The organism is Neorhizobium sp. T7_12, from assembly GCF_002968535.1.
Taxonomy (GTDB): Bacteria; Pseudomonadota; Alphaproteobacteria; order Rhizobiales; family Rhizobiaceae; genus Neorhizobium; species Neorhizobium tomejilense.
The window spans coordinates 12,819-25,087 of record NZ_PVBK01000030.1; the positions used below are offsets into that span (position 1 = coordinate 12,819).

At 56.4% G+C, this 12,269-nt stretch carries 10 protein-coding genes; 5 read left to right on the forward strand and 5 right to left on the reverse strand.

Annotated elements, in window-relative coordinates; genetic code table 11:
- Positions 1-282: 282 nt before the first annotated feature.
- The 5 genes from C5J26_RS30925 to C5J26_RS30945 all read right to left on the reverse strand — a co-directional run bounded on the left by C5J26_RS30925 (position 283) and on the right by C5J26_RS30945 (position 5,397).
- A complete protein-coding gene (locus C5J26_RS30925) occupies positions 283-1,284 on the reverse strand; it encodes an ABC transporter substrate-binding protein (protein WP_105405257.1) in 1,002 nt (333 codons plus the stop codon).
- A 118-nt stretch (positions 1,285-1,402) separates the two neighbouring features.
- The gene (locus C5J26_RS30930; protein ID WP_105405258.1) at positions 1,403-2,245 is read right to left on the reverse strand and encodes an ABC transporter permease; all 843 of its coding nucleotides are present in this window, start codon (positions 2,243-2,245) and stop codon (positions 1,403-1,405) included.
- Positions 2,233-2,976: an ABC transporter permease gene (locus tag C5J26_RS30935; RefSeq protein ID WP_105405259.1), complete on the reverse strand. Its 744-nt coding sequence runs from the start codon at positions 2,974-2,976 to the stop codon at positions 2,233-2,235. The genes C5J26_RS30930 and C5J26_RS30935 overlap by 13 nt, the downstream gene beginning before the upstream one ends.
- Positions 2,973-3,827 carry an ABC transporter ATP-binding protein gene (locus C5J26_RS30940; protein WP_105405260.1) on the reverse strand — a complete coding sequence of 285 codons (855 nt, stop codon included), beginning with the start codon at positions 3,825-3,827 and terminating at the stop codon, positions 2,973-2,975. Before C5J26_RS30940 ends, C5J26_RS30935 begins: the two co-directional genes overlap by 4 nt.
- A 376-nt stretch (positions 3,828-4,203) precedes the next feature.
- Positions 4,204-5,397: an acyl-CoA dehydrogenase family protein gene (locus C5J26_RS30945; protein WP_105405261.1), complete on the reverse strand. Its 1,194-nt coding sequence runs from the start codon at positions 5,395-5,397 to the stop codon at positions 4,204-4,206.
- Positions 5,398-5,803: 406 nt separating this feature from the next.
- Here C5J26_RS30945 and C5J26_RS30950 point away from each other — a divergent pair, with 406 nt between their 5' ends.
- From C5J26_RS30950 to C5J26_RS30975, 5 genes are all read left to right on the forward strand, one after another.
- A complete protein-coding gene (locus C5J26_RS30950) occupies positions 5,804-7,162 on the forward strand; it encodes an MFS transporter (RefSeq protein ID WP_105405262.1) in 1,359 nt (452 codons plus the stop codon).
- Positions 7,146-8,147, forward strand: coding sequence for a TAXI family TRAP transporter solute-binding subunit (locus tag C5J26_RS30955; protein ID WP_105405263.1), 1,002 nt, complete (start codon positions 7,146-7,148; stop codon positions 8,145-8,147). The genes C5J26_RS30950 and C5J26_RS30955 overlap by 17 nt, the downstream gene beginning before the upstream one ends.
- A 100-nt stretch (positions 8,148-8,247) precedes the next feature.
- Entirely contained in the window at positions 8,248-8,841 is a 594-nt protein-coding gene (locus tag C5J26_RS30960) for a VOC family protein (protein ID WP_105405264.1), read from the forward strand.
- A 109-nt stretch (positions 8,842-8,950) separates the two neighbouring features.
- Positions 8,951-9,274 (forward strand): YciI family protein, encoded by a 324-nt coding sequence (locus C5J26_RS30965; RefSeq protein WP_105405265.1) that lies wholly within the window; start codon positions 8,951-8,953, stop codon positions 9,272-9,274.
- 1,242 nt (positions 9,275-10,516) lie between these two features.
- Complete coding sequence (locus tag C5J26_RS30975; protein ID WP_105405267.1) at positions 10,517-12,268, forward strand: GMC family oxidoreductase; 1,752 nt, start codon at positions 10,517-10,519, stop codon at positions 12,266-12,268.
- Position 12,269: the final 1 nt, after the last annotated feature.

The following is a 12,269-nucleotide window of genomic DNA, read 5'->3' on the forward strand; positions in this document are numbered from 1 at the left end:
CGCTTCAGCAAGGTCAGGACTGATCCCGCTAGACCAAAGTATGTGGGGGCCGAGGAAAGAATTGGAGCAGCAGTCTGGTGCTCATCGTCACTTCCCCGGCAGGTCACACTTTTAATAGTTCTCTTTTTCGCCATGAGTTTCCAAAGTCCCCTCAAGTTTGGCTTGCCCCGAAAAAGTGCCGCGGCAAGGTGAGTTGCAAGGCCGCGTGTTCAATTGACCGCAGCCACCTAAGATGTGGCTAGTCAGCGATCACCCAGCGCAATCCACGACCGGTAAAGCTCGTCAATCACGAGGGCGTTTCGACGCTTCCTCTACGATACTTGGGTCAAGCACATCAGAAACTTTGATGGGTTTCTTGGTGACGCCGAGCTGCTGCATCAAGTTGAAATTGGCCTGCAATGCTGTAGCGTTCGGCATCATGCTGGGGTTGCGGTAGTAATCTTGCTTCGTGAACACCCAACCCTTCCAGAACTCCACCGGCAACTTCGTAACCGAGGCCGCAATTTTCTCGACTTCCGCCTGGTTGGCCGGGTCTGAGAACCAGTAGGCAACGCGCTGCATGTCGGCCATGAAATCGACGAGCGCCGCCCGGTTTTCCTCGACATAGCTTTTCTTTGCCACCCAGATGATAAGGTCGGTTTCACCCATCCCGTCAACGCCGGTGAAAAGTACCCTATTGCCTTCCCTCTGTTGTTTCTGTGCCGAAAAGGGTCGGATCCCGGCAACCATATCGGCCTTACCGCTCTTGAGCATTTCGCCCATTGTAGCAGGCGCCGCCTCTATGATCGTCATATCCTTATCGCTGATCTTGTGTTTGTGCAGCATGGCACGGAGCTGTAGATCGTTGGCGCTGCCCAGCGCGCTGACGGCTATCGTCTTCCCCTTGAGATCCGCGACGCTGCGAATGTTGCTGTCCTCCCGCACAATGAACTCGGTCGAATAATGCCCATTGACCCCGTCCTGTAGTTCATCTGCGATAATGCTGATATCCGTTACGCCGTTATCGTATGCGGCGGCGAAGCCACCCGTTGAGATATCTGCAATGGTGAGATCGCCGGATGCCAGCCCCTGAAGGGCTTCCGACGTACCACGGAAGCGCGCCACCTCAAGGTTGTAGGTCTTTCCAAGGTTACGCATCAACTCCTTCTTCTCCATGATAATGGAGCCCCAGCTTGTAACCGGAACGACCCAGGACAGTTTGATGTTAACTGGCTCCGCGGCAGCAGGCATGTGCATGGCAAGGACCAGTCCCAGAATCGTCCCAATCTTTCCAAACATCTTCATTGCGTTCCTCCCTTTTTTTGGCGTGACCGTCTGGCCACCCCTTGATGATCCAATCACTAATAGGCCATGCCCAGGCCTGCGAGTTTGCCGAGCGTTCTGACCAGGGCTTACCTGCTCATCAAACCGTCGCCGGCGGCGTCGTTTCAGGATGCCACCGCAGCAAATGCTTTCGTGCCATCGACAGAAGCTTGATCAGAACGGAGCCGACGATAGCCACCTCCACGATGCCCGCGAAGAGCGCCCTAGAATTAGAAAAGCGAGATGCGTTCATCATATCCGCTCCCAGTCCACCCCCGGCCGTCAACATCTCTGCTACGATGCAGATGATCAGAGATAATGGCAGGGCTACCTGCAACCCCGTTAGAATTTGAGGCAGAGCGGCCGGAAGCAACACATCCCAGACGAGCTCGGTTTGATTTGCGCCCATGCTCTTTGCCGACCAGATCAAATCGCGCTGGACCGCACTAGTGGCGGCAATTGTTGCCGTGAGCACTGGTAGAATCGCGTCGATAACAATCATGAAGATTTTCGTCGTGTCGCCAAAACCAAGCCACAGGACTATTATCGGCAGGAATACGATCTTTGGTACGGGGAACATCACTGAGATCAACGGATCGAAGAACCAACGGACTGCCTTGTTCCTTACGATCATGATACCGAGGAGGACGCCCAAGATGCTGGCCGTCACAAAGCCGGTAATTGTACGGTACAGTGTAAGCTGGAGGCTGTGCCAAAGTTCGCCGGAAACGCTCCTGTCGTAAATTGCGACAAGTACGGAGGAAAGCGTTGGGAGCTGAAATGTGGTAACGAGCCCACTTCTGGCAAACAACTCCCAAAATGATGCGAGGGCCGCTAGCGCAATCCAGTGTTGGCCGACTTGCGCAACAATTCTCAATGCCGCAACAGCCTGGTCGAGCCTGCTCTGCCTCGTGGAGGCTTCTATTCGGTCTAGTCGCGCCATATTAGAACCCTTCTCGTAAACGCCTGATAGACCCGATCAAAGGCAAAGCCGAGCGATGCGACAGTCAGGATCACGGCATACATGGCGTCGTTGGCGCCCGCGGATCCGTACAGGCCAATCAGGTAGCCGAGGCCGTCCTTTGCTGAGATCAGCTCGCCAGCTACAAGCAGCACGAACGAAAGGGCAAGTGCGGTACGGATCCCGTTTAGCAACTCCGGGAATGCGCTCGGCGCAACGACATCAAACAGAACACCAAGCTTGGAAGCCCCCATGCTGCGAGCGGACCATATGAGAGCGGAATCACTCGAGCGAGCGCCGTTGAACGCACCAATCATGACCGGCAACAGGCATCCCATGAAGACAAGCAGGATCTTCGACGCGTCACCAAATCCGAGCCAGATAGCAGTCACCGGAATAAGCGCGGACTTGGGGACTGGATAAAAGATTTGGACGAGTGGTCCGATAACTGCGTTAAGCGGACGCAACCAAGCCATCAAAATGCCAAGAGTACCGCCGAGCAGGATCGACAGTCCAAGCCCAACACCCGCGCGAGTGAGAGAGGCAAGGCCATTCCATATAATCTCTCCGTCGCTCACCAAGTTTACCCAGGACTGGATAACGATGCTCAAGGGCGGAAGAATATAGCTTGAAACCAACCCCAGCCGCGGAGCCGCCTCCCACAGGAGAGCGACGACGAGAAGAGGGAAGTATTGGATTGCCGCGTGTTTCATCGGTCTGCGCCGTTCTGAGCCTTCTTGGCTTCCGCGCGCACGAGGTTCTGAAGCTCATCCACTTTCGATAGAAATTCAGGGCTGCGTACGAATGACGGGTCAGAGCGATCGAAGTCGCATGAGACAATAGTCTTGATGCGGCCAGGCCTGGCGGACATTACGACCACGCGCTGAGAAAGATAGGCGGCCTCGTGTACGTCGTGGGTCACGAAGATGACGGTCTTCGGGGAACGGCGCCATATCGCCAGCAACTCATCCTGCATCAGACTTCGAGTCTGAGCGTCGAGGGCGCCAAAAGGCTCGTCCATCAAGAGGATTTTCGGGTCAATTGCGAGCGTGCGCGCGATGGCAGCACGTTGTTTCATTCCCCCCGACAGATGCGACGGGAAGCTATCTTCGAAGCCTTGGAGGCCAACCAGTTTGATGAACTCTCGGGCCTTCTGGTCGGCATCAACCCTCGACATTCCCTGCTTTCGGAGCCCGTAGGTCACGTTGTGCAGAACTGTTCTCCAAGGAAAGAGTGCGAAGCTCTGAAATACAATGCCTCTGTCTGGCCCGGGTCCCTTGATCTCTCTGCCATCGACGGAAATGCTGCCGTCGACGATCGGCAAGAATCCTCCGATGAGATAAAGGAGTGTGGACTTGCCGCAGCCGGATGGGCCAAGAAGCGAAACAAACTCACCTCCCTTAATGTGAAGCGAGACGTCCTCTAGAGCAACGATTGGCCGCTTGCTTGTAGGCGCGTAAACCTGCCTGAGGTCTTTGACTTCGACACTCGAAAGAGAATTCTGGACAGAAGCAGGCGTCGGCGCTTGGTCCGACGAATGCGAATTATCAAGCTTGGAAAGCATGCGGAGCTCCACTGCTGTTCGTGACGGGCACCAGGCTACCGACTGCCGCAGGTTTCTGAGCAACGAATGGCATAATGGAGACGAGCCCGCTTCTAGAACTCGCGGTCGCCCGCGCCTCGCCATTCGTAGGAGCAGCACTGGCAGCATTCCCCGGGAACGTCACCTCTCGGGCGCGCGTGTCCAGATCATAGTGTGACATTCAAATTCCTCCCACGACAATATTATGTCACAACACAAACTTGTCAACTGTCCGATTTTTTCTTCTGCTTGCCTTTGGGTCTCTATAGAGGACGCCTCCCTGGCAGCACCTCCTGATCCACGCGCGCACAGGGGCGACGCGCAATCGCTCCTGCGTGCGATTGAAGAACACAATTCCCTAAAACAATCCGGTCGGCTCCATGCCGAGCGCTTGGCGGCCGGACTGGATGGCATAGGATTCCCAGTTGAGGCCCACATGTCTTGCGGCAGCGTTGATGTCTCGCCACGCTCGTTGCGTTTGATGGTTCAGCGCAGTGCCTGACGCGCCTGTGCATTTGAGGATGAGGTCAGCTGCCTGCACGGATAGACGTGTCGCAAAGGCATAACCCCGCCTAACTCTCACGCGCTCTTCCAACGTCGGCTGCTTTCCTGATCTAGCTATTGCGGTGAGGTCTGCCATGCTCTTAAGGATCGCGAATTCCGCTGCTTCAATGTCCGCCAAAGCCTCGCCGATCCAGCCATGAGCTAGCACGTGATCGCTGAACTTGCCGCGCGCTGAATCACGGGTTCCAGTTACGGCACCCGAAATCAGGCTTTCAAGCGCGCCTCGTGCCATCCCATGAAGAGTCGCAGCGATTCCGACGGGGGTGACTGCCATCAAGGGCATTGCATAAATCGGGTTGGAATGAACAGCCGCACCGGGTGTATCTCCGCAGTTCATTAGATGGTACGCGAGCGTGCGGTGCATGGGGACGAATAGATCATCTAAGATCACCGTCTTGCTCCCCGTGCCAGCGAGACCCATCACGTGCCAATCGTCAAAAATCGTGAACTGGTTGCGCGGGACAAGCGCAAAATACGAGACAGGCGGCGCATTCTCACGTGCGGGAGCAAGAAACTGTGCGAGATGCCAGTCTGCATGATCGCAGCCGCTGGCAAAGCCCCAACGTCCGCTAAGCATGAAGCCGTCATCTACGCGCGTGACCGTCTGGAGCTTGGGGTTGACGCCATAAGAGCCTGAAATCACGGTCTTTGGCCCGTTGGCCCAAACCTCTTCCTGTGCCTGGACATCGAACATCGCCGCGATCCAGTTTTGCGACGTGGCAACCCCGTAGATCCACGCGGTAGAGCCACAACCACGACCGAGCTCGGCAATAATGCGCGCCGCTGTGGTCAGGGTGTATTCGTGTCCGCCGAATCGCCGCGGCACGAGGACTTCAAAAAGGCCAGCTTCTCGAAGACGCCGCACCGTCTCGCTTGGCACTTGGCGAGCTTTTTCCGTCAGGACCGCGTTGTCGCGCAGATATGGCACCAATGCCGATGCTGCATTCACCAAGTTCTCTTCAGTCGACGTCTCGTCCCTATGCATCATCTAGATATCCTCCCTTGGACTGCCTGACGTCTCGCACAATTTCTGTGATCTGTCCATTTTTAATTTGGCCCTTACTTTCTCTTCTCTACTAGTCGACTTCGACTGGTCGTTTGCAGAGCGGTTCTTTTTTCATGAAGGTCTAGCCCCACCTTAAACTCTCTTAACTCGTTGGATTGGCCGGCAAATATCGATTTTACTTGACTTGGTGAATGCGGAAATACGCAAACAAGATTGACCCATCGTCGCCACAACGGCCCAACGCACAAGCGATCTGAGCGGACGAAAAGATATGTTTTATAACTGGACATATATCAAATTCGTCCATATAGCACTTTTGCTAACGGCCGCCACGTCATAGTGATAGGCCATTGCGCGGCCTCGAGCGGGCCAGCCTGGGAGGATCAGCATGGCCGTATCGATTGACGTGTCGAGAATTATCGATCAGCCCCGGCTGGGCCGCCTGCAGGTCCTCGTCATAGCTCTTTGCAGTGCAGCAGCCGTGATTGACGGGTTCGATATGCTCCTTATGGCTTTCGCAGCCTCATCAATAGCGCAGAAGTTGGACGTCGATGTTTCTGCCTTCGGTACAGTTTTTGGCCTAACGTCCTTCGGCTTGATGATTGGGTCTTTGGCGTTCGGCTCAGTTGCGGACAGGGCAGGGCGAAAGCCGATGATCGTTCTCGCAATGACGATCATCGGCCTTTGCTCTTTGTTGACGCCCTTCACCCAGTCCTTCACCCAGTTGCTTGTCGTGCGATTTTTTGCCGGCATCGGACTTGGGGGCCTGATGCCCAACATCATCGCGCTGACTGCGGAGTATTCGCCTCGCCAGTGGCGCGCGACCGTCATCACCGTGATGTTCTCCGGGGTCTCGTTCGGCGCCATCCTGGCGGGCATCCTGTCGGCGGCGCTCTTCGGCGTGTGGGGATGGCAGGTCGTGTTTTACCTGGGCGGAGCTTTGCCGTTCCTGCTGGCATTCGCTTTTCTGCTCTTCTTGCCTGAATCGCTCAGCTTTCTCATCGTCCGCAAAGCATCATCCGCTCGATCCTTGAGGATTTTGCGCCGTCTCGACCCTGGGACGCAATACGGCGAGGATGTGAAGCTGACACTGTTCGGCGGCCAATCCGGAGGAGGCAGCGTTCGCCTGGCGAATCTGTTTTCCCAAGGCCGCGCGCAGGTCACCCCTCTTCTGTGGCTGATTTTCTTTTGCAACCTTCTCGTGTGGTTTTTTCTCACCAACTGGCTTCCCACGATCTTGCAAGGAGCTAGCTTCTCTCGCGAGCGGGCGGCCTTAGCGACCGCGCTGCTTTATGCCGGGGGCTTGATCGGTGGTCTGGTACTCGGCTGGATGGTCGACAAACGGATGTCCTATGGCAAGCTAGGCCTCGTGTATCTGGTTGCGTCTCTTTGCGTCGTCGCAGTCGGCGTTACTGCTGCCGTCGATAGTCCCTTTATTCTCCCTTCGCTCTTCGCGGCAGGTTTCTTCGTCGGCGGGGCACAATACGCAATCAACGCTTTGGCAGCTAATTTCTATCCGACCCAACTGAGATCCACAGGTGTCGGTTGGGCACTCGGGATCGGCCGCCTCGGCTCGATTTTGGGCCCTGGGTTGGGGGGCGTGCTTCTGGCCTCTGGATGGCACATCGATCAGTTGATCGGCGTGCTGGGCCTGCCGGCACTTTTAGCTGGGCTCGCAGCAACGACCATAGGTCTTGGTTTGCGCCGACGTAACATTGAGGAGGAAACGAATGTTAGATTTGAATAGCGGGCCCGTCGAGGTCAAGATCCTGGGCGCAGGGGCCAATTTTTCTAAGTATGGCAGCATGATCGGTCTCGGCCTGACTGGCTATTTCGGGACCCTTCCCAAAGGTTCGACGGTTTCGGTACACAACATGCATCCCGGCGAGGCCTGCATGGTTGGCCCCCAGTTGGTTGATGAAGGTCGCTATCACATGGCGATGACATCGCCGACCTGGCTGGTCGAAACAGCAGTGTCCGGCCGCGGCACGCTTGGCTTCGCTGAACGTCCGATGAGGCTGCGCACTATATGCGTCTTTCCACATTTCGACCAATTCGCCTTCGCGGTTCGCAAGGATCTTGGCATCACTTCCCTGAGGCAAATCAAGGAGGACAAGATCCCGCTTAGGATCTCTACCGCGCCGACTCACCTGAGCCATCCTACCGGCTGGGTGCTGGATATCGTGCTCGCGGAATACGGCATGTCGATACAGGAAATCGAATCATGGGGCGGCTCGGTCGTGTATGGAGACCGGCAGCCGAACTTGATGGAGAAGGTGCCGGAGGGCCGCTTGGATCGCGTCACCGGGATGCGAAGCGGGCATCTGAACGCCGTCTTCGACGAAGCGTTGATGACCCGACCATGGAAAGACATCTCAGACGCCGTCGACTTAACATATCTATCCATTGACGAGGACGTGCTTGCTCGAATGGAGCAGAAACATGGTATCCGCCGCGCGCTTATTCCGAAGGGTTCGCTGCGCGGCGTGAATGAAGATATCCCTACGGTCGACTTTTCTGGGCACGTCCTCTTCTGCCATGAGGATCTTCCCGAGGAGCTTGTCTACGCAACCATCCTTGGGATCGATCAGCAAAAGGGGCAGATCGAGTCGCTGTTTCTGCCGGAGCAGGGACTGACGGGTCCAGTCGATCTATCGGTCATGTGGAAAGATACCTTTGTGCCTCTGCACCCGGGCGCAGAACGGTATTACCGGGAAAAGGGATACAAGTAAGCCGTAATGCGGGCGACCGGGTCCGTCATCTGCCGTTTCACAAATTGAATTCGGAAATCGGCCACGAACGCGGCCAGACAAAAAACAGAGGACTGAAGAAATGACTACAGTGGAGAAATTGCCTAGCGCAACTTTCGCATTGAAAAACGTCAACCCCGAGCGTGGGGCCCGTGAAGAAAAGACAGACAACGTTTTCGGTCTGTGGGGGCTGGATCATTTCGCGCTTCCGGCGCGCGATCTTCTTCTCATGGAGCGCTTCGTGCGTGAGTTCCTTGGTGGCGAAGCCTACTATTATGCCGGCTTCGACGACTACGACCGAGGGATTAATCGCAAGCCCCACCTTTTCGTCCGAATTGGAAACACGCTCTTGCAGTGCACCGAGGAAACGGGACCCTCGACACCACAGGCCGATGATCCAAATATCGCGCCGCATTGGGCTTTCCGTACGACTGCAGAGGGGCTCGACGCCAACATTGAGAGGCTAAAACGGGAGGGCATCCCCTTCTTCGGGCCGATGGCCCATCGCGATATCGAGGTTGTTTCAGTCTACTTCCGGTCGCCCGAGGGCCATAAGCTCGAAATCTGCACTTGGAACGAATATCCGGAAGCAAAGACCAAGATGATGGGTGCGCCCGGCGTGGGCTTCATCCCCTGGAAAGAGCTCATGCACCATTGGCCGAACAACAACAGGTAGAAACGTCACGCGCCGCCGGTCGGACAAAGCAGCGTTTCAACCGGTTCCCGCAGCTGCCACCGATCTCTTGGATCGCTGGCGGATCGCCGATCGACTGGGAGGAAAGAGGATGAAGCAAATAGACACGCCGGTTTATGTGGTGCTTGTGCGTTATACGCAGCCGATCGATGCCGTGATGAAACACCTGGCCGAACATCGCAAGTTCGTGGAGGAGGGATACGCGAGGGGCATATTCCTCCTGTCGGGGCGCGGCGCGGACGGCGACCCAGGGATCATTATAGCGACCGGACTTACGCGCAAGGAGTTGGCGGAGGCTGTTAAGGAGGACGCGTTCTACCGGCACTCGGTAGCAGAATACGAGATTGTTGAGTTCCACGCCTCACGGGCCTGCGACTCCTTGGGGGTTGTGTTTCCAGAAAGCTCGCACCCGTAGTGAGGCAACAGCATGGGTGGTGGTTGAGGAGAATGGGGAACAATGACGAAGCCCAGAGTCAAACTTATGTGGCGCGGCGCCGGATGATTTTGAGGCCCTAAAACGGCACCTTGGAGTGCTCGTGGCTTTGACCGCCATTCGGAAGTCACGTGCAGGCTCGCGCTAGGGACGTTGTTGCCGCAGTTCGACCCGAGCGACCATTCTTGGAGCGCAAACCGCGTTGGCGATGGCGGAATGCTCGTGGACCTGTACCAACTGGACGACATGGCGATCAATGGGAAGTCTATCCCCCCAAAGTCGGGCCTGCTTTCGAAGGCGCGGACTTCACCTGAAGCTTGCTCGATTGGGCCTCTTCTTTCTAATCGCCCCGTTGTGGGGTGGTAACGCGTCATCACAGCGAAAAACCCAGGGCCGGCCTCTCGAGCCAACCAAAGGCATCTGGATTCTCGGTTTCGCTTGCCTGACATGCCAGACCGCTCGACTGATCTCGATGGTGCTACCCTTCCGGCGAAGCTGAAAGAAGTTCGCCACTTACGACGATCCGGCGTTTCATGACGCAGTTAATAACTAGGACGCGTACCATTTTATTGACACGTATCAAGATCGGGCATATCCTATTTGAAGTGTTGGATGTGGCGGAGATCTCAAGTCCTGAGTTCGCGTCAAATGGAGCCCGAAGTGCACGATATCCGGACGGGTGCGCTTCGACGTCCAAGTTTGCGGGAGTTCTGAGTAGCAAATGCCCGACGATCGATAGGACGTTGTCGTCGCGCATTTGAACCACGACAGTCGTTCGAGAAGTTTTGGGAGGGGAAATGAAAAGGTTAAGAAATCCTCGGATAGGGACCAGCGCTCGCTATGGGCAAACTCGGCCTTATGATCGGCTACTCAAAGCGATTCACACCTTTGATCTTAACGTCAACTATATCAATGACTTTAACGTCAAGGATGGGCCTGGCGGCGACATGCTGCGCATTAACCTGACGATGCCGCTCAGTGGTTAGTCGTCGAGGCAAGTTTCGCATCGTTCGAATGCACTCTCTGCGCACCTGTTCAAGGGCGCGCTCCGCAGTTGACGCGGGTCCATCATCACATGGAGCAACCCAATGACAACATCCTTCCGTCCAGTGGCCGGACTGCGCGACGTCGCGACTGAAGAAACACCTGTGACCCTCGTCGGTGTGCTGGAGAAACCTCTTCGCGTCTCCGGCGCCAAAAAGGTCTGCAACCGAGGACAGTGCGATGAAACGTGAGCGGACGGATCAAACTCAAAGCCGCGATGCCGGCACGCGCCAAGACGCAATCGAGACGGCATTTCTTGGCGGGGCGATCAGTCGGCGCCGCTTCGTTGCCACATCTTTGGCATTGGGCCTGTTGACGGTAGGCCGGATCGACGCACTGGCTGATACCCTCCAGGACATCAAGGACAATCAGGCTGCTCGCGCCAAAAAGCTTTCCGGAAGCTACGACTACGTGGTCTGTGGCGCCGGCAGCGCGGCCTGCGCGTTAGTTGGCAGGCTAGCGGCTGATCGCAGTAAGAGAATTCTCGTTATCGAAGCAGGCGGTTGGGATGACGTGTCACCGATACTCGATCCCCACAGGTGGTTCACCAATTTCGGCACTGAGCGGGCCTACAGCGACTTTGCACCGCCGTCGCCCACGGTCAACAATCGCTCCGTCCTCGAAACAACGGGAAGAGCGCTAGGTGGTGGCAGCAGCATCAATGCTTGTGTCTGGGAACGCCCGTTCAAAAACGATTTCGACTTCTGGGCGCAAGAGGCTAAGGACGAAAAATGGGACTATGAGCATGCGCTCGCGATATTTCGGCGCATCGAAAACTGGCAAGGCAAGCCCAATCCTCACTATCGCGGCACGGGCGGTCCTGTCTGGTGCCAGGAACCGCAGAACCCGTCGTCACTGGCTTCTGCAATGCTTGACGCCTGCCGTGCTCTCAATCTCCCCATGGTCGAAGACGCAAACGGCATACGGGAAGTAACCGGCGAGGGTTTCGGTTACATGAACCAGATCATCCGGGAAGGCCAACGCCAAAATATGGCGAAGTCGTTTCTTTATCCTGTGCTTGCGCAGAAGAATGTCACGCTTCTCGTTGATACGCGTGTCGATCGCCTTGTCGTCAAATGGGAAAAGGTTTCGAGCGTTAGCTTTGTCCGCGACGGAACGACATCAACGATTGTTGCCGATAGCGAAGTCATTCTGTGCTGCGGCGGCATCAACACGCCCCATCTGTTGATGCTGAGCGGGATTGGCGACGAGAACCACCTGAAGGCAGTCGGGATCGATCCTGTTCTTCATTCTCCCGAGGTCGGGAAGAACTTTCAGGACCACGTTCTGCACGGTGGGTGCTTGTGGGAAGCATCTGGCGAGATACAGATGGCCAACACAGGCACGGAAGTCATCGGCTACCTCAAGAGCGATCCGAGCCTTGACCGTCCCGACATCAGCCTCGTTCAGGTTGAGATGCCATATGCAACTGACGTCCTGCAAAAGCAGTACGCTCCCTCCGCCAAAAGCTGGGCGCTGAGCGCTGCGGTCGTCACCCCAAAAAGCAGAGGTCACGTTCGTCTGAAGTCTGGCGATCCTGCGGAGCGACCCATGGTCGAACCAAACTTCCTCGACCATCCGGACGATTTGAAAGCGCTTGGGCACAGCATCGAACTTTGCCGCGAGATCGGCAATTCGGCCCCCATGCGTTCGTTCACGGTCCGAGAGGTGATGCCGGGCAGGAAACTGGAAGGTAAGGAACAGGTCGATTTCATGCGAAACGGCGCAACGTCCTACTCTCATGCTAGTGGCACATGCCGTATGGGCACCGACGCAGGCGCTGTTGTGGATGCCGATTTGCGGGTGAACGGGCTCCGCAACCTGCGCATCGCCGACAGTTCGATCATGCCGCGGATCTCGGCCAGCGCCACAATGGCCGCGTGCGTGTACATCGGAGAGCGGATGGCAGAAATACTGACACCACCGCGATAGC

Excerpts from the sequence above, each read along its gene's own strand:
- C5J26_RS30925 (WP_105405257.1), bottom strand. The coding sequence starts at position 1,284 with ATGAAGATGTTTGGAAAGATTGGGACGATTCTGGGACTGGTCCTTGCC.
- C5J26_RS30930 (WP_105405258.1), bottom strand. The coding sequence starts at position 2,245 with ATGGCGCGACTAGACCGAATAGAAGCCTCCACGAGGCAGAGCAGGCTC.
- C5J26_RS30935 (WP_105405259.1), bottom strand. The coding sequence starts at position 2,976 with ATGAAACACGCGGCAATCCAATACTTCCCTCTTCTCGTCGTCGCTCTC.
- C5J26_RS30940 (WP_105405260.1), bottom strand. The coding sequence starts at position 3,827 with ATGCTTTCCAAGCTTGATAATTCGCATTCGTCGGACCAAGCGCCGACG.
- C5J26_RS30945 (WP_105405261.1), bottom strand. The coding sequence starts at position 5,397 with ATGATGCATAGGGACGAGACGTCGACTGAAGAGAACTTGGTGAATGCA.
- C5J26_RS30950 (WP_105405262.1), top strand. The coding sequence starts at position 5,804 with ATGGCCGTATCGATTGACGTGTCGAGAATTATCGATCAGCCCCGGCTG.
- C5J26_RS30955 (WP_105405263.1), top strand. The coding sequence starts at position 7,146 with ATGTTAGATTTGAATAGCGGGCCCGTCGAGGTCAAGATCCTGGGCGCA.
- C5J26_RS30960 (WP_105405264.1), top strand. The coding sequence starts at position 8,248 with ATGACTACAGTGGAGAAATTGCCTAGCGCAACTTTCGCATTGAAAAAC.
- C5J26_RS30965 (WP_105405265.1), top strand. The coding sequence starts at position 8,951 with ATGAAGCAAATAGACACGCCGGTTTATGTGGTGCTTGTGCGTTATACG.
- C5J26_RS30975 (WP_105405267.1), top strand. The coding sequence starts at position 10,517 with ATGAAACGTGAGCGGACGGATCAAACTCAAAGCCGCGATGCCGGCACG.